The sequence below is a fragment of the Lacinutrix sp. Bg11-31 genome, assembly GCF_002831665.1.
Taxonomy (GTDB): domain Bacteria; phylum Bacteroidota; class Bacteroidia; order Flavobacteriales; family Flavobacteriaceae; genus Lacinutrix.
The window spans coordinates 2,093,428-2,111,663 of the sequence record NZ_CP025118.1; the positions used below are offsets into that span (position 1 = coordinate 2,093,428).

An 18,236-nucleotide genomic window follows, 5' to 3' on the forward strand; every position below is an offset into this window, starting at 1 on the left:
AAAACATGAAAAACATAAAAAAATTATTAGGATTACTTACAATAGCACTTATGGTGTTTAGTTGTACAGACGATTATTCTGAGGCAATAGAAGTTTCAGGAAATGCAGGTTTTCTAGTTGATGTATCAACTCAATCATCTGGAGCTCTTTTAGGTTCGCCTGAAACGGGTACTCCGATAGCTGATGCACCTGTAACAGTATCTGAAGCTGCTTTAGATTTAAATGTATTATTAGTTGCTGGCGATTTAAGTACTGTTAGTGAAGTTAAAATAACGAAACAAATAAATAACGGTACAATATCTGTAGTTGCTCAATCTACTACATTGCCTTTAAATGTTTCAATAAGTTCAATCGCTGAATTCTTACAAGGAAGTGGTTTAACAGAATCGGATCTACGTATTGGTGATGTTGTAAAGTTTGTAGTTCAAGTTGTTAAAACAGATGGACAGGTTTATCAATTTGATAATCAAGGTCGTTTTAATCTAACTTTAAATTGTTCTTCTGACTTAACTGGAACTTATGTTATGACAAATACTGTTTGTGCATCTTCAGAAATGGTTACAATTAGCCAAAACTCTGATGGTACTTGGGCTTTAAGTCAAGCTGATGGTGGTTTATTACAATTCTGTTCTTCAAATACTACTTTTGTTAATCCTGGTACTATTGAAGTTGGTTGTGGAGGTATAGTTACTTCAACAGAAGGAGCACAATATTGTGGAAGTAATGGTATTGGTTGTATTACTGGTGGTTCTTGGGATCAAAACTCAGGTGTTTTAACACTAGATAACACAAATACCTTCTTTACTTGGGCTGCTTCTAGTTATACATCAACTTACGTAAGAATATAATTTATTAAATAGAAACAATTATGAAAAAAATAAAATTAAGTTCGTCCTTATTAGTATTAGCTTTATTAGTGTTCGCAAGCTGCGATTCTGATGATGATGGTACTGGTAATAGTACGATGGTTGCAAAAGATGTAAACGTAAACTACGTTATCCCTTTTGGTAATCAAGTAAATATAGTAGAGACAGATATGACTTATTCATATACTGCTCAATTATCTGCTGCACAAATTGTTGATACGTATGTGCCTGTTACATTAGTAGGAGGAACAGCTACAGAGGGTGAAGATTTCGATTTTGATCATTCTATTTATATTGGTAGCAGATCTGCAGAGATGGTAACTGGAACAGTTACTATTCACAGAGATTTAGCAGTTGAACCTACTGAAACTTTTACATTAAGAATTGGAGATCCTGTTATAAATGCAAATTCTACTCCTCAAGAAATAACATTTACTCTTGTAGATTATGTAACTTGTAATTGGACTTTTGAAATGACTGATACATACGGTGACGGATGGAATGGTGGTTACATCGAAGTAAATTCTAATGGTGACATTTCAACTTATGCTGCTGAAAATTTAGATGGCGTAACTGGATCTGAAACTCAAGTAATTGATGTTGCTATTCAAGATGCAGTAGACTTCTCAATTACTTATGTTTCTGGTGGAGGAACTGGTAATGGACCAGGATGGGAAAGTGAAAACAATTATGTAATTACTTCTCCAGATGGTACAGTTTATTCTGACGGACCTATTCCAACAGCTGGAGTAATTGTAAGTGGTTCTGATGCATGTAACTAATTATTAGTTATAATTACAATATTTTAAAAGCCATCTCCTAGAGATGGCTTTTTTTAATTTAAGAAATGATGACCAAAAAAGTTCTTTTTACAATTTTAACTATTCTAATTTCATTGAGTTCTTTTTCTCAAAACACAGTTGGAACACTAACAAATACTCCTGAATCTTTCGATGGACTCACTTTACTTTATCCATCAAGCTCAAATGAAACTTACCTTATTGATAATTGTGGACAAGTAATAAACCAATGGACAAGTAATTACACTCCTGGAGCTTCAGCTTACCTTTTAGAGAATGGTAATCTTTTAAGAACAGGGAAAATAACTAATTCCGACATTAACTTTGGTGGTGTAGGTGGTAAACTAGAGTTATTTGATTGGGATAATACTCTTTTATGGGAGTATACTTATTCCTCTCCAAATTTTTCTCAACACCATGATATTTATCCGTTACCAAATGGTAATATACTTGTACTAGCGGTTTCAACAATGGAAACTTTAGAGGCTGTGCAAGCTGGGAGAGATCCATTATTATTAAGTGATGGAAAACTTTTTAATGAACAAATTATTGAATTACAACCTGTAGGTACTAATCAAGCGAATATTATTTGGGAATGGAATATTAAGGACCACCTTGTTCAAGATTATGATCCTTTAAAAGATAATTACGGTATTGTTGCAGACAATCCGCAACTGTTAGATATCAACTTTCTTAACTATGATAATCCAGTAGCAAATTGGTTACATATTAATTCAATACAGTACAATGAAACTTTAGATCAGATAATACTAAGTAGTAGAAAGCTCAGTGAGATCTATATAATAGATCATTCTACAACAACACAAGAATCGTCTTCACATACTGGTGGTATCTATGGTAAAGGTGGTGATTTTCTTTATAGATGGGGAAACCCAGAAGCTTATGGTAAAGGCAATAGTACAAACCGTAAATTAGATGGTCAGCACTATCCACATTGGATTGCAGATACATTAACAGATGAAGGTAAAATTCTAGTGTTTAATAACGGTAACTCTGTTGGGTATTCTTCTGTAGAGATTATCGATCCTCCTACCACTTCATCAGGTGTGTATTTATATAATAATTCTACTGGCTATGGTCCTAATTCATCTGAATGGAATTATACTTCGCCAACTCCTACAGATTTTTTTTCATCGATTCTTTCAAGTGCTCAACGTTTGCCTAATGGCAATACTTTAATTTGTGATGGTGATTCTGGTTACTTTTTTGAAATTGATATAAACAATACAATAGTTTGGGAGTATGTTAATCCTGATACTTCTAATGGTATTTTATCGCAAGGCGATGTTTCTTCAGGAAATTTTACTTTTAGAGCGAAAAAATTCTCATTTGACTATCCAGCTTTTAATGGAAGAGATTTAACACCTGGAAACCCAATAGAGGCTAATCCAGATTTAAGTAATTGTAATTTACTTACTGTTTCAGAATATTCTTTAGATGAAACAAGTATCAAACTTTATCCTAATCCTATATTAGATTATTTAACTATTGATTATCCAAAAACAATTAATAGTCTAGAGGTTTATACCATATTTGGTCAGCTTTTAAAAAAAGTAACAAACACTAAAACTATTAGGTTTGAAAAAATAGCTTCTGGGTTATATTTAATTAAAATAAGCACAGATGATGGGTCAATTACTAAAAAAATAATAAAAAAATAATTATTCCTCAATATATATCTTAGAGCCTGATTTATATCAGGCTCTTTTTTATACCTTTACACCAATGGAAAATAGCACACAAATATTTGGTTTAAGAGCAGTAATTGAAGCAATTAATGCTAAAGAAACAATAGATAAGATTTTTTTACAAAAAGGCCTTAAAGGCGAGTTATTTAACGAGCTCGAGGCACTGTTGAGACAGAAAGGAATAAATTCTTCTTATGTACCTATAGAAAAGTTAAACAGGCTTACTAAAAACAACCATCAAGGTGTTGTAGCCCAAATATCACCAATTGAATTTCACGATTTAGATACATTAGTTGAAAAAACAATTGAAAGTGGCGCTACTCCTCTATTCCTTCTACTAGATCAAATTAGTGATGTTAGAAATTTTGGAGCAATTATTAGAACTGCAGAATGTACTGGTGTACATGGAATAGTAATACAGAAAAAAGGTGGAGCTCCAATAAACGGAGACACTATAAAAACAAGTGCTGGAGCTGTTTTTAAAGTCCCTATTTGTAAAGTCGATCATATTAAAGATGCGATGTTTCACATGCAAGCATGTGGCATAAAAGTAATTGCAGCTACAGAAAAAACTGATGACACACTTTTTGATGTATCTTTTAAAGAACCTTGTGCTATCATTATGGGAAGTGAAGGTCGTGGAATTAATCCTTCGGTATTAAAACTGGTAGATGCTAAAGCTAAATTACCTTTATTAGGTGAAATAGAATCACTAAATGTTTCTGTTGCTTGTGGTGCCTTTTTATATGAAGCAGTAAGACAACGTCTATAACTCTTCCTTATTTTCTTTAAAAATATAATTGATTTCTGAAATTTCTCTAGATATTTCAGATGTTTCGGAGAACCATTCATTCTCTGGAGGCAAATCTATAAAGTTCCCGCTTTCATCAAAATGTTTTAAAAAAAGATCTTCTTCTTCATTATAATTTGGGTCTTCCCAATTATAGCGTTTTGGTTTGGCTATTTCTTTCCTAAAAAATAATGCAAATATAAAACCTGTAACTAAGCCAGCAGTGTGCCCTTCCCAAGAAATCTGTTCGTCTATTGGGAAAGCATACATAAACATACTTCCGTAAATAAACACAACGACTAGTGATAAAGCGATTAATTTGTAGTGTCTAGCAAAAATACCTTTAAAAAAATTGAAGCTAAATAATACATAAATTAAACCACTAGCTCCAATATGATAAGATGGCCTTCCTATTAGCCATGTTATAAAACCAGAAATTAAAACACCGTAGATTACCACTTTAAAGGCAATTGGTTTATAGAAATAAAATAATGCCGAAGACAGCACAAATAGAGGAATGGTATTAGAATATAAATGTTTGATTCCTGAATGTATAAACGGACTAAACAAAACACCTCGCAAACCTTTTAAGGTTTGAGGATACACACCATATTTATTGAAACGTAAACCAAAACGTATTTCTATTGCAAACACCAACCAGATTAATAGCACAAACAGTAATGGATACAAAAGTGTATCTAAAGTAAATGTGAAAGGCTGTTCTTGTTTTTTCATATTGCAATAAATATAGCAATTTGTAATCCAATAATTAAAATGGTGTTACAATGTCAGTTGCGTGAAGGATGGAACGGTTTGTTTGAAATCCTTTTGCTTAGCAAAAGATTGAGTAGTGAGAGCCTGACTTTTTTGTGAAGTATGAGCAAAAAAGGCACGCCATAACATAAAAAAATGTTTAATTTTACTTTATGAATATTCCTTTAGCCGAAAGATTAAGACCCAAAACATTAGCAGATTACGTTAGCCAAGCACATTTAGTTGGTGAAAACGGAACCCTAACTAAGCAAATTAATTTAGGCATGATTGCTTCTATGATTTTTTGGGGACCTCCAGGAATAGGTAAAACTACTCTTGCTAATATTATCGCAGAAACTTCTGGTAGACCTTTTTATACATTGAGTGCTATTAGTTCTGGTGTTAAGGATGTGCGTGAAGTAATAGAAAAAGCAAAACAAAGTGGTGGTTTGTTTACTACTAAAAATCCGATTCTTTTTATAGATGAAATTCACAGATTTAGTAAATCTCAACAGGATTCTCTTTTGCAAGCTGTAGAAAAAGGATGGGTAACTTTAATTGGAGCAACAACCGAAAACCCAAGTTTTGAGGTGATTCCTGCATTATTGTCACGTTGTCAGGTTTACATACTTAAGCCGTTTGATAAAAAGGATTTAGAGGTGCTTTTAAAACGTGCAATAGATACCGATGTGGAAATATCTAAAAAAAAGATAAAACTTAAAGAAACAGATGCTTTATTGCGACTTTCTGGAGGTGATGCAAGAAAATTGCTTAATATTTTTGAACTTATTGTAAGCTCTGAAGCTTCAGATAAAATAACAATTACAAACGAATTGGTTTTAGAGAAAGTACAAAACAACACTGTACGTTACGATAAAACTGGCGAGCAACATTACGATATTGTTTCGGCTTTTATAAAATCTATTCGAGGTAGCGATCCAAATGCTGCTGTCTATTATTTAGCGCGAATGGTTGAAGGTGGCGAAGATGTGAAATTTATTGCGAGACGTCTATTAATTTTAGCTAGTGAGGATATTGGTAATGCAAATCCAACGGCTTTGGTAATGGCTAATACCACGTTTCAAGCAGTCTCGACAATTGGCTATCCAGAATCACGAATTATTTTAAGCCAATGTGCAACCTATTTAGCATGTTCTCCAAAAAGCAATGCTGCCTATATGGCTATTGGCAATGCACAACAGTTAGTAAAACAAACAGGTGATTTATCTGTGCCTTTAGCAATGCGAAATGCGCCTACAAAACTTATGAAGGAGATTGGGTATGGTGAAAACTATAAATATTCGCATAACTACGAGAGTAATTTTGCTTCTCAAGAATTTCTACCTCAAGAAATTATTAATACTAAACTTTACGAACCAGGTAATAATGCTAGAGAAAATGCACAACGCGATTTTTTAAAATCGCGTTGGAAAGAAAAGTATGGGTATTAATTTTAGTCTTTTAATGTTATCCTAAAATTTAATATGTATTATTTTAGTTTGTAATTTTCCGTTTTCATAATACTCTAAAACCCAATTTGCATCTAATTTATATAGTATTGCATTTTTTCCTTCAACCAAATAAACATTAGACATTCCTGTTTCTCTAATCTTGTAAAGTACTTCTGGTGTTTTATTAACTAACTGAAATCCATTTGGTGTTTTTTGAGCATATAAAACATCAAAATTATTGTTAGCTTGTGGTAATGGTGAATCGGAAACAGTTTCCTTAATAACTTCTTTTACTACAGCTGGTTGTTTTACGATAGCTGCTTTTTCTTCTTTTAAAACTTTAATTTCTTCTTTTAACTTCTCAATTTCTACTTGCTCCTCCTCTTCAACTACTTGAGCAACATTTTCTGTTTTTATTGCGTTTTTAGCATTATAACTATAATTAACCTTTTCAATGCTTTTAAAAGCATTTCTTAAGGCTTGATTATATGCAACTTTATAGTTTTTCTCTCTAGATTCTCCTTGTATACTCGTGTAAATCACTTCGTTTTGGCAATTTGTTAATTGTACCGATAACTTTGACTTAAACAAATTAGATTCTTTTATAACATCTGCTTTTAGACCAAGACAATTGTTTTTGGCGTAATCACTTGGCAAAGTTTCACCTTCCATTAAGGCTTCAAAATTCTGCTTTTCAAAAAGATATTTGGTTAGAGAGTTTAATCTGTATTCGTCTGCCTCATTTAAAAAGTCGAACTTCTTAGGAACTATAATATATTTATAATCGTTAAGACTTTGTTGTGCAGAAACGGAAGTTAAAGCCACTAACGCTAGTAAAATTAAAACTATTTTTTTCATGTCTATCTATTTATTGGTTTTAATGGTCACATGCTTTTTGTTATTAATCATTTCTTTTAAATGATTAATGCATTGAACACGCGCATTTATAATAATATTTATAAGTATTTCTTTAAGTCAAGTAAATGCTTGACTTCTTTTATTTCGTTTTCTAATGCTACATTATGGTAGTTATAACAAATAGCATCCAATCCCATATTTAATGCGCCAAGAATATCGGCTTCATAGTTATCACCAATCATTATACCATTTTCTTTTGTAATGTTAGCCATTTTTAAAGCATGATTAAATACTTTAGGATTCGGTTTTTTTACACCTACTGCTTCAGAACTTGTAACGGTATCGAAATAATGCGCAATTTTAGATTTGTCTAATTTTATTTGTTGCACTTCTTCAAAACCATTGGTAATTATATGCAATTTATATTTTGACTTTAAGTAATCAAGTATTTCAATTGTGCCATCAAACACATGGTTGTGTGTTGTTAAATAGTCGATATAATCTATAGACAACTGATGTATAACATTGTCTTGAACAACTATTTCTAAGGCATCAAAAGACTCTTTAAGTCTTCCATAGCGTAAGTTGTTTTTAGAAACTTTCTCCTCTCTATATAGTTTCCAATATTTTAAATTTATGGGCTGATAAATTTCAGAAAAATGCTCTAAATCCACAACAACATTGTTTTTTTTAAAAATAATCTCGAAGGTTAATGCCGAATTTTTATCGAAATCCCAAAGTGTGTGGTCTAAATCGAAAAAGACATCTGTTATTTTATTTACCATCTGTAGAATCTAATATAATATTAAAAAGCTCTTTATAATCTTTCCATGTTACTGATGCTCCAAAGGTATAATTATGAAACACAGAAACAAACTCGCCATTCACATTTTTAACAGCTTTAATAATTTTATTTAAGTGCATTTTTTTATCTAAAGTCGATTGGTATTTTAACAAAGCATAATCGAGAACATGATAGGTATTAATACGTAAAGGTGTTTGTATTTCGTAATCCAAATCGTAAAAGAAAAATGGTGTACAAGTACCTGCTCTAAAACCAATATGATTAATATAACCCATTGTAAAATCTTCAGGTATCTCTAACTCTACAAGGTTTCTATAAGATTCTGGAAGATTAAGTTTAGAATAAGATTGTCTAGATGCGCATAAATCCTGATTAATAATCGACTCCATTCTTAATTTTTCGGTTTTAAGAATCGAGAGATTGTCTAATGCGAAATAAGAAGCTTTTAATCCTATTTTAGAGTAGTCTCCTACTTGTTTAATTAGTGATACAAATTTACTTTTCTGGACGTTTATGTTTTTATCGTAAGTCGACAAATCTCCAATTAGAAAGAAAAATATAAACTTATCTTTAACTTGTTTTTGTTTATTAATAATGTATTTAAAGGTATCGAAAGGATCATGCTGAAAATCAAAAATAACAGAATAACGTTTGTAAATATTCTTTAATCTAAAGCGAAATAAGTCACTAAACGTTCCTCCAATTGTTCGCATAATGCCTTTTAACTTATAACTATAAGCCGATGGCACATCTATTACTGGTGTTATTTTATAGTGTCGTTCTGGAAATAGAAATTCGGGAAATTGTATTTCTAAAGCTTTTCTAAATTTAAAAGACCAAATATCTACAACTGGTGCTCTTAAAAAGCCATTATTATATGCCAAACTTTCTTCGGCTGTAAAACGACCAAACTCATCTTTTACATGTGGTAAATACTCTTCGTAACGGCTCAATAGATAAAAAGAGGCTGCAAAAATATCGAATGGTAAAGCGCTTTGTTCTCCATTTGGGAAAAAGCACTTTGTTTCCTCCCAATCGCTTACTTTGGTTTCGACATCACTTAAACCTTGCTCGAAAAGCAACTCTTGAGAGCGAATAAAAAATTCGTTTCCTAAAGGCTGTCTTGAATAAGACATTTTTAAACTATCATGCGCAATAAAATCTTCGACTGTAGTAGTAAAACTCACAGGTATGCCCAAAATTCGCGTACAAATTTGCTTAAACGTGTAGCGTAATCTTGGTGTAATTTTATGAGTGTAAACTAATAACATAGGTAATGGTAGATTCTAAAAGGTTAAAAATACCAAATTCCAACCGCAATCGTTGAAAAACTAGATTTGTTTCAGCAAAATTTTTTTAGAATTTAGAATTCTAAAGAATACCATCATCGGCAAAACTAAAATAAGCGCTCTCGGTAATAATTAAGTGATCTAATACTTTAATGTCTAAACTTTGTGCTGCTATTGTTAGTTTCGCTGTTAAATCTTTATCTGCTTGACTTGGTTTTAAAGTTCCTGAAGGATGATTATGAGCCAAAATAATGCCTATAGCTCCAACTTCTAAAGCTATTTTTAGTGCCAAGCGAACATCTACCAAAGTACCTGTAATACCACCTTTACTTAATTGGTTTTTTTGAATAACTTTATTAGAATTATTTAAATATACAATCCAGAATTCTTCGTGTGGCAACTCGCCTATTACAGGTTGCATGAGTTCGAATACAGATTTGCTTGATGTTATTTTTTTACGTTCTAAAGCCTCTCCTCCTCTTCTACGCCTTCCTAATTCTAGAGCTGCAACTATAGAAATGGCTTTTGCTTCACCAATACCTTTAAACTCCATAAGTTGTTTAATAGATAGTTTACCTAGTTCGCTTAAGTTATTCTCTGCACTCGCTAAAATACGTTTACATAAAGCAACAGCACTTTCCTCTCTGTTTCCAGAACCTATTAATATAGCAACCAACTCTGCATCGCTTAGAGTTGCTTTGCCTTTATCTCGCAACTTTTCTCTTGGTTGATCGTCTTGAGACCAGTTTTTTATAGAAAATGAAGTGCTTTTTTCTGTCATTTAGTAAATCTACATTTTTTTAACGACTTTATATTGAAGCGTATACATTTGGTTTTTTTAATATGAAAAACTAAAACATCACATTTAAAAACGATAAATTATTGTAAATTTCAGTCGCATTATAAAGTTTAACTTTAAAACAATAAGATTTCTGCCTTCGCAGGAATAACAACTATCTTTTGAATTATCCACCAAAACACCATCAAGACAACGATAGAAATCACATAATAGAAGTGATTAAAACCTATCCTTTAGCTACTTTAATTTCTGTAAAAGATAACGTGCCTTTAATTACACATTTACCTTTAATTTTTGATGATGGTAAATTGGTTGGGCATATAGACATCTACAATCCTCAAACCCAATTACTAAAAGACAATAACGATTTAACCATATTATTTTATGGTCCACAATGTTATATTTCGCCAAGTATTTATAGTACAACGCAATTGCCAACCTGGAACTATATTCGTGTACATTTAAAAGGGAAAGTAAATGCTATTGAAAGTACAGATGCTTTAAAAGATTCTCTTATAAAAATGACTGAATTTCTAGAAGCGCCAGATCACAAGTATGTTTTAGATGTAGATAATCCAAGATTAGATGCCAACCTCAACTATATTAAAATGTTTGAAATTGATATTACTTCTTGGGAAGGCAAGTTTAAACTTTCTCAGGATAAGCACCCAAAAGATGTTAGAAGTGCAAGAGCAGAGTTGGTTCGTGCCAACCAAGATAGTGTTAAAAAATTCTTAGATAGGATCTTTTAATTATTGTATAGAATAAGATTCCAAGCGTTTCTCTGTTAAACGGTTTTGAGTTGGCCTTATAGATATTGTATTAATCAATCCAATACCATCAGAATAATATCGTTTAGATCTATTACCTATAATTTCGCCAGCATCATTTTTTCTATAAATATCCATCTCTAGACAATTAAAATCTCCTGCATTTACAGAACGAATTAGAGCCTCAGGATTTATTTTACTAAAGTATCCATCGCTAAATGCTAACATAGTTTCATCAAAATTATTGGTGTAAAAAATTAAGCGATTTGTTTCTGCAACTAAACTATATTCATAGACTCTGTTGTAGGTGATTTTAACTCCGTTGTCAGGGAAATAATTCAAAGTATTATCGTTTCCAACGGTCGTTGTTTTAATAACAAAATACTCATCATTATAAATTGTTTCTTTTCCTGTTATTTCTACTTGTTCAGAAATTCCAGTATCTATAAATTCTTCTGTATCTGCATTATAATCGTAATGCTTATAATTCCATGTATTGCCTACTTTTAAAGCGTAAAATGAAGTATTATCAACTTGCTGCTCTGTAATATCATCATCGTTAGAATTACAAGAAAGTAAAAGTGCAAAGGAGCTTATTAAAAAAAGAATATTTTTCATATTTATTGAATGTTATAAGAGTTAAGAACTGTTTTATAAATAGTAATACTTGCATTTGAATATGAAACTGAATAAGAAATTAATCCAATACCATCTGCATAATAAATATGGTTTACACCTGGAAGTTGTTCTCCTTCAGGATTTTTACCAAACTCTAACATTTCTGCACATATAAATTCTCCAGCATCAACTTCTATTGTCGCTAATTCTTCTAGAGTTTGATGATAAATATCTCCCCAATCCTCTTCAGATATTAAACGCTCTGTAAAATTATCATTCACAAAAAGAGCGAAATTATTTTCATTAAGTAATGTGTCTCCTTCAATTCTTCTATATTGAAAAACTTCTCCATTAGGAGTGTCAAAACTATTATTCTCAACACCAGAGGTAACAACTTTTATTTTATAATAAATATTACCAAATAAATTTTCAGTACCTACTACAGAAATGTCTTGGTCAACACCATAATATTCTAATGTTTGAGTTTGAGAATTACGTTGGTAAATTTTATAATTCCAAGAGTTCCCAACTTCTAATCCATAAAAATTAGATTGAGATTCTACAGTGTTTTCTTCTTCATCTGAAGAACATGAAAAAAACAGCGCTAATATGCACAAGTAAAAAAGTGAACGTTTCATTTTAATTTAAGTTTAATTGGTTTGTATATTTAAAAAAGGTAATTGTGTAGTATTTTTTTTAGTTAGGTTGGTTTCTGCATTAACGTTTATATTTAGCTTTTTAGTATTTTAAGAGTATAAAAATGTGTTCTTATATATTATATAAGTAGTAAATTCGCGAAACTATGAGTGCTAAAAAATCAGCAATACTAATTTCAGTTTACAATAAAGAATGCGTTTTTATATCGGTTATAAAAAGACTGGAAAGTGTTCTGTTATTTAACAAAAAAGAAAGTATCATTAAATATTCTCCGAAATATGATAGTAAAACATTGGACTATTTAAGAATGTAATTATGAAAGCAAAGCACGCAGCAATAATAACATCTATAGTATCTTTAATAGGTTTTATATATTTCACTTTCCCTTATAAGCTTGGTTTATCTCCAGATTCGGTTTCTTATATTTTTACAGCCGAAAGTATTCTAAAAGGTAATGGTGTTGTAAATGAGTATGGTGTATTTGTAAGCCATTGGCCACCACTCTACACAATACTACTAGCTTTAGTTTCTAAAATCACACTTGCAAACATTCAATTATCTGCATTGTACCTTAATGCAGTACTAATATTTAGTTTACCTATTCTTTATTTCCAAATAATAAAAGCAGTTAACCTTAAATATACTTACAAGATATTACTGCCTATAATTTTAGTTGTTTCATGGGCTACTTTAAGGCACAGGTTTCTACTTACCGAAGGCCTCTTTTTAACCTTACTGTTACTAGTTATATTATTTTTTCTAAAATGGGTAAAGCACAACAAAATAAAATACTTAATAGCATCTGGTTTGCTCTCTAGTCTATTAATTTTAACACGATATGCAGGCATTGGTTTTTTAGCTGGATTTTGTTTCTATTTATTATTTATACAGCCTAAAAGCATTCGTTACAAATTTAAAACGCTAGGTATATATATAATTTCAACTTCTTTTTTATTTTTAATATGGTTGCTCTATTACAAAGGAATGGACACTTCTAAAAGCATTAGAGAATTTCAATTTCATCCAATAAGTTGGTTACAGCTAATATCTATTTTTAAAGTTATGGCTAAATGGATTATTTCTACTATACCTATTGGTATTGCATTTCTTTTTTTAATAATAGTAGGCTTGGCTAGCTCAAAAATTACAACAACTCTTCAATTAATAAAAGAAAACATAGCTATTAGCAAAACTTATTTAAGTCTAATAATTATACTAATAGTAAGTTATATTCTATTTATTATTATAGCACTAACCTTTTTCGATTCGCGAATTCCTATTAGTAATAGAATATTTTCATGCCTTTACCCTTTACTTTTAATGTTAATTGCATTAGTTTTTAATTTTTCAATTGAAAAAAAACGATTAAATAATTTAGTGTTAATTGGTTTTGTTTTATTGTTTTGTGGTGCTATTTACAGAACAAGTACTCAGTGGATTTATCATTATAATAATGGAACAGGTTATACAGCAAAAAGATGGAAAAACTCTGAGGTTATTAAATATATAGAAAGTAGCGACTCGTTAAACATATATAGTAACGCTCATGATATAGCAAGGTTTTACAAAAATATAAATAATGATTATTTACCTTTTCCTGAACTTGAAACTTATCAACAAGATTTAGATTTAATGGAAAAAGAAGTACTTAATGGAAATAAAGAAATACTCTACTTCAATAATATTTACAGACCTTACTTTATTACAAAAGACTCGTTATTAAACCATTTTAAAGCATACGATATTAGATGTTTTGAAGATGGCTTTTTAATTAGCAAACCTAACTAGTGTATTACTTCTTGAGAGAAGGAAACTTAAGCATTATCAGAAAAAACAAAGAGAGATTTAAAGTGTTATGGGCGATGTGTTTGGTTCGTTTTTTCTACTTGACTTTGTCAAAAAAATAGTCGAACTTCGTTTAACGTATGATATAAAACATTGTGTTTAATTAAAACCTCAAGCTTTATTACTTTTTTTATATTTGCAATTAAACGACTAATATGCTTTTTAAACGAAATAGACTATATCTAATTAACCTAATTTATTTTTTAACCACTTTTACCGTAACTGCCCAAACAACTTATACCTATACCAGTGCAGGTTTAAATGGTCTTTGGGAAGATGTAACAAAATGGGCACCTTCATATCCTGGAACTACTATAAATTCAGGCGATGAAGTGATCATTGATGGTTATGCAAATATTTCTGGCACATTAGTTATTACTAATAATGGAACCATAACCTCAATTGGAACTATTATAAATGATTATGGTATAGTAAATTATGGGAATCTAAAAATTTCAGGACTCATATATAACAATTTAGGTTTTACAACTAATTATGGAACTATAGAAATATCTAGTGGAGGAAATCTAACTAACTATGGAAGCGTAACTAATACTTCTTCAGGAATTATATATAATTTTGGTCTAATCGATCATCCTTTTTCCACTGCAGGAATTATATATAATTTCGGAACTCTTTCAGGTACTGGTGTACACGAAGAAAATTTCTCTAATGATGGTGTATTAAGTCCTGGAAGCATATTAAATCCTATAGGTGCTTATGGAGTAAATACTTTTATAAGTCCCTTTAGTACAAGTGATGCCTATACACATAATAGCGCTACCTTACTAATAGAATTAGAAAGCACCACGTCTTATGATAAACTAACCATAAATTCGGGTACTAGTGGTATTGCAAGTTTAAGTGGTACTTTAACAGTAAATTTATTAAACGGTTTTACACCAACTGTAGGTGATACGTTTACCATTCTAACTGCTAATACAGTTACTGGTACATTTGACACAACTAATTTACCTTCTAATTATATATGGAATATTACGTATAACGCTTCTAGTGTTGTATTAGAAGTCACGAATACGCTAAGTATTTTAGATGTTGAAATTAGTCAATTCAAATTATATCCTAATCCAACAACCAATGAATTTACAATTGAGTTAGGGAATTCGACAATACTAGAAAAGCTTACTATCTATAACAATATTGGGCAATTAGTAGGATCAAGTAAAGAATCCAATATAAAGACTTCAAGTTTAGCAAAAGGAATTTATTTAGTTGTGATAACTACTAACAAAGGTGAAGCTTCTAAAAAAATAATTGTAGAATAATTATTTAAAAATATTAAGAGTGTGAAGTTTGACAGAAAACTAAACACAACACCTGCTAAAATTAATGTGGGCTTGATTTTAACTTCGATGTTTTGTGTATATTTACTAAGTTGCTAAATCCTTTTTGATTTAGCTTTTAAAACAAAAAAATAAACTAAAAAAGGGCTCTAACTTAGTGCGAGCTCCGATAAATTCTGATTTATCTACTCCCACACTAACCTTAGCCAAAACCGTTAAACGAAAGCCAAAAAACACTACTCAATCAAAGCCTTCAAAGCCTCAAAATCTAAACCTCCATAATTACCAGAACTCATTAACAATAAAGCTTTATCATCAAAATTCTGAGAAAATAAAAAATCTTTAAATTCTTCTGGATTGGTATAAATAATTAAGTCGTCTCTTTGGAAAGCATTAGCAATTTGCTCGTGCGTAACTTCTTCAAGTTTTTTTATTTCTACAGCATGTGGAGAATAGAAAACTACAGCAACGTCTGCAGCATCTAAAGCGCCTTTATATTCTTTTAAAAACTCAGCATTTAAACTACTATAAGTATGCAACTCTAAACAAGCCACTAAGGTTCTATTTGCGTATTGCTCTTTAACAGCATTTGTTGTTGCTTCTACTTTACTTGGCGAATGTGCAAAATCTTTGTAAGCAACACTGGTTTTGCTTTCTGCAATTTTCTCTAAACGTTTGCTTGCTCCTTTAAAGGTTGAAATGGCTTCGTAGAAATCGTCTTCATCGATTCCCATGTGTTGGCAAATCCATTTTGCTCCTGCAAGGTTATTAAGATTATGTTTTCCAAAAACTTCTATTGGCAAAGGACCTTCTGGAGTTTCTAAAAGTGTTTCTCCATTTTCGACTGTATATTCTGGAGTTTTGTAAGCTAATTTTCTAATTTGGTTTTCGCTGGCTTCCACCACTCTTTTAACCTCAGCATCTTCTATGTTATAATTAATGCTTCCGCCTTGTACTATAGAATCCACAAAAATGCTAAACTGCTCTACATAATTCTCGTATGTTGGAAACACATTAATGTGATCCCAAGCAATACCGCTTAAAAGCGCAATATTTGGTTTGTAGAGATGAAATTTTGGTCGCCTGTCTATTGGTGAACTTAAATACTCGTCGCCTTCTAGCACAATAAAATCGTTGTCTTCGGTTAATTTTACCATAACATCGAAACCTTCTAGTTGTGCACCAACCATATAATCGACATCGCGATCATGATAATGCATAACATGCAAAATCATAGAGGTTATTGTTGTTTTTCCATGGCTTCCACCAATAACAACTCTGGTTTTATGTTTAGATTGTTCGTACAAAAACTCTGGGTAACTATAAATTTTTAAGCCTAGTTCTTGTGCTTTTAACAACTCTGGATTATCCTTTTTAGCATGCATTCCTAAAACAATAGCATCTAAACTAGCTGTTATTTTCTCTGGAAACCATCCAAAAACTTCAGGCAATAAACCTTTAGCTTCTAATCGAGATTTCGAAGGTTCGAAAATGGTATCGTCACTTCCAGTTACTTGGTATCCTTTGTTATGTAATGCTAATGCGAGATTGTGCATGGCACTACCTCCAATGGCTATAAAATGTACGTTCATAGAGTTGTCTTAGAATAAAAAGTAAATATAAGTATTGGTTTTAATTCTGACACGAATTTCACTAGTTTTCACTGATAATAAAATAACACGTCATTGTGAGGACAAAGGACGTGGCAATCTCTTAAATTGAAAGTAAATCATTCTAATTAACAGATTGCCACGCTTTTTTTCTATTGAAAAGGCTCGTAATGACATGTCAGGATTTCTGCGTTAGGGATGGAACAATTGTTGGAGCTCATCTATGATAGCGACTTGTGAAAGCCCGACCTTTAAGTAACGCCCAAAAATTAAAGATTATTTATAGCTTCTTTTTCTTCTTTAAAAACATCAATTTTTGGCAAATCTGCAATCGCTTTATTAATCCAAATAAAAGCTTCGGCCTTATCCTTTTTGTGTCTATAAATTTTTGCTAACCTGTAATAAGCCCAAGCTTTTGGAACTCCATCTCTAGCACTATAATTATCGATATATACTTTTAGGCAAAACTCACCTTTTTCTAACTGCACATTATAATCTGAGCACACTTTACCTATTTGATAATGCATTGCATTGCGATTATGCTTTACATGTGCTGCCTCAAGATTGGCAATGGCTTCTATAGATTTCCCTTCTTTTTCGTAGAGCTTCGTCAACTTATCGTAACAGGTAATAGAGCCACCTTCTTTTATGGCTTTTTTGTAGAATTCCTCGGCAAGTTCTGGTTCGTCGTCATACTCATAAATATAACCTTTAGCCAAATAACCATCTACTTTAGAAAGTGCTTCGAGCTCGTTTGCATACTTAAAACTTTTACTTTTACTACCTCCAATAATGCCTGGCAATTGCATATATAATTCTACTAAAGCCCAACGTGCATCTATGTGCTTTGGATCGAGTTCGGCAGCTTTTAAAAAAGCGCTTTTTACGTCTCCAATAATCCCTAAAGCTTTTAGTTTACTAATGGTTAAGGCTTTCATACCTAAAGCACCTCCATATTTGTATTGAAAACTCGCTTCGGTTGGCTTCCCTTCCACTAACTGCTTATACTGTTTTATGGCTTCGTCCCATTTTTTTTGGTGACCATAGGCATCACCTAATAATTCGGTAGCTTTTAAGTCGTTTGGGTTTGCTTTTATATATGAAGTTAGGATTGTTTCGGCATGAGAGAATTTTTTGCTTACAATTAATGTTTCAGCATCAAGAAGGCTTGTTTGCCCTATTAAAAACAGAGGTGAAAACAATAATAAAAATAATACGCTTTTCATAATTTATAAGTTACTGCAAAAATAATAATCAATTGGTATTGTTTTTGATTTTAAGTTGAAAATAAAAGCTTTACTTTTAAAACGAC

Annotated in this window: 17 protein-coding genes; 8 read left to right on the plus strand and 9 right to left on the minus strand. The window is 31.4% G+C overall.

Annotated features, from left to right (window positions below):
• Positions 1-5 precede the first annotated feature (5 nt).
• The 4 genes from CW733_RS09450 to rlmB all read left to right on the plus strand — a co-directional run bounded on the left by CW733_RS09450 (position 6) and on the right by rlmB (position 4,147).
• Entirely contained in the window at positions 6-848 is an 843-nt protein-coding gene (locus tag CW733_RS09450; protein WP_100996951.1) for a hypothetical protein, read from the plus strand.
• A gap of 20 nt (positions 849-868) precedes the next feature.
• Positions 869-1,648 (plus strand): hypothetical protein, encoded by a 780-nt coding sequence (locus CW733_RS09455; protein WP_100996952.1) that lies wholly within the window; start codon positions 869-871, stop codon positions 1,646-1,648.
• Positions 1,649-1,713: 65 nt separating this feature from the next.
• Positions 1,714-3,348, plus strand: coding sequence for an aryl-sulfate sulfotransferase (locus CW733_RS09460; RefSeq protein ID WP_232730342.1), 1,635 nt, complete (start codon positions 1,714-1,716; stop codon positions 3,346-3,348).
• Positions 3,349-3,412: 64 nt separating this feature from the next.
• The gene (rlmB, locus tag CW733_RS09465; protein ID WP_100996954.1) at positions 3,413-4,147 is read left to right on the plus strand and encodes a 23S rRNA (guanosine(2251)-2'-O)-methyltransferase RlmB; all 735 of its coding nucleotides are present in this window, start codon (positions 3,413-3,415) and stop codon (positions 4,145-4,147) included.
• Here rlmB and CW733_RS09470 read toward each other — a convergent pair.
• Complete coding sequence (locus tag CW733_RS09470; RefSeq protein ID WP_100996955.1) at positions 4,142-4,900, minus strand: rhomboid family intramembrane serine protease; 759 nt, start codon at positions 4,898-4,900, stop codon at positions 4,142-4,144. The two genes, rlmB and CW733_RS09470, sit on opposite strands and share 6 nt — an antisense overlap.
• 191 nt (positions 4,901-5,091) lie before the next feature.
• Here CW733_RS09470 and CW733_RS09475 point away from each other — a divergent pair, with 191 nt between their 5' ends.
• A complete protein-coding gene (locus CW733_RS09475; RefSeq protein ID WP_100996956.1) occupies positions 5,092-6,369 on the plus strand; it encodes a replication-associated recombination protein A in 1,278 nt (425 codons plus the stop codon).
• 21 nt (positions 6,370-6,390) lie between these two features.
• Here the strand turns inward: CW733_RS09475 and CW733_RS09480 are convergent, their stop codons facing one another.
• The 4 genes from CW733_RS09480 to radC all read right to left on the minus strand — a co-directional run bounded on the left by CW733_RS09480 (position 6,391) and on the right by radC (position 10,102).
• Positions 6,391-7,227 (minus strand): hypothetical protein, encoded by an 837-nt coding sequence (locus CW733_RS09480; protein ID WP_100996957.1) that lies wholly within the window; start codon positions 7,225-7,227, stop codon positions 6,391-6,393.
• Positions 7,228-7,325: 98 nt separating this feature from the next.
• The gene (locus CW733_RS09485; RefSeq protein WP_100996958.1) at positions 7,326-8,012 is read right to left on the minus strand and encodes a YjjG family noncanonical pyrimidine nucleotidase; all 687 of its coding nucleotides are present in this window, start codon (positions 8,010-8,012) and stop codon (positions 7,326-7,328) included.
• Positions 8,002-9,303, minus strand: coding sequence for a polysaccharide deacetylase family protein (locus CW733_RS09490; RefSeq protein WP_100996959.1), 1,302 nt, complete (start codon positions 9,301-9,303; stop codon positions 8,002-8,004). The genes CW733_RS09485 and CW733_RS09490 overlap by 11 nt, the downstream gene beginning before the upstream one ends.
• Before the next feature lie 100 nt (positions 9,304-9,403).
• The gene (gene radC / locus CW733_RS09495; protein WP_100996960.1) at positions 9,404-10,102 is read right to left on the minus strand and encodes a DNA repair protein RadC; all 699 of its coding nucleotides are present in this window, start codon (positions 10,100-10,102) and stop codon (positions 9,404-9,406) included.
• Positions 10,103-10,281: 179 nt separating this feature from the next.
• Here radC and CW733_RS09500 point away from each other — a divergent pair, with 179 nt between their 5' ends.
• Positions 10,282-10,872: an FMN-binding negative transcriptional regulator gene (locus CW733_RS09500; RefSeq protein ID WP_100996961.1), complete on the plus strand. Its 591-nt coding sequence runs from the start codon at positions 10,282-10,284 to the stop codon at positions 10,870-10,872.
• On the opposite strand, the gene CW733_RS09505 is transcribed toward CW733_RS09500, so the two are convergent.
• Complete coding sequence (locus tag CW733_RS09505; protein WP_100996962.1) at positions 10,873-11,508, minus strand: hypothetical protein; 636 nt, start codon at positions 11,506-11,508, stop codon at positions 10,873-10,875.
• A gap of 2 nt (positions 11,509-11,510) precedes the next feature.
• Positions 11,511-12,146: a hypothetical protein gene (locus CW733_RS09510; RefSeq protein ID WP_100996963.1), complete on the minus strand. Its 636-nt coding sequence runs from the start codon at positions 12,144-12,146 to the stop codon at positions 11,511-11,513.
• A gap of 334 nt (positions 12,147-12,480) precedes the next feature.
• On the opposite strand from CW733_RS09510, the gene CW733_RS09515 reads away from it, so the two are divergent.
• Complete coding sequence (locus tag CW733_RS09515; RefSeq protein WP_100996964.1) at positions 12,481-13,953, plus strand: glycosyltransferase family 39 protein; 1,473 nt, start codon at positions 12,481-12,483, stop codon at positions 13,951-13,953.
• A gap of 212 nt (positions 13,954-14,165) precedes the next feature.
• A complete protein-coding gene (locus CW733_RS09520) occupies positions 14,166-15,296 on the plus strand; it encodes a T9SS type A sorting domain-containing protein (RefSeq protein ID WP_100996965.1) in 1,131 nt (376 codons plus the stop codon).
• Positions 15,297-15,550: 254 nt separating this feature from the next.
• Here the strand turns inward: CW733_RS09520 and murC are convergent, their stop codons facing one another.
• Together murC and CW733_RS09530 are read right to left on the minus strand one after the other, a co-directional pair.
• Complete coding sequence (murC, locus tag CW733_RS09525) at positions 15,551-16,906, minus strand: UDP-N-acetylmuramate--L-alanine ligase (RefSeq protein ID WP_100996966.1); 1,356 nt, start codon at positions 16,904-16,906, stop codon at positions 15,551-15,553.
• A 287-nt stretch (positions 16,907-17,193) separates the two neighbouring features.
• A complete protein-coding gene (locus tag CW733_RS09530; RefSeq protein ID WP_100996967.1) occupies positions 17,194-18,150 on the minus strand; it encodes a tetratricopeptide repeat protein in 957 nt (318 codons plus the stop codon).
• Positions 18,151-18,236: the final 86 nt, after the last annotated feature.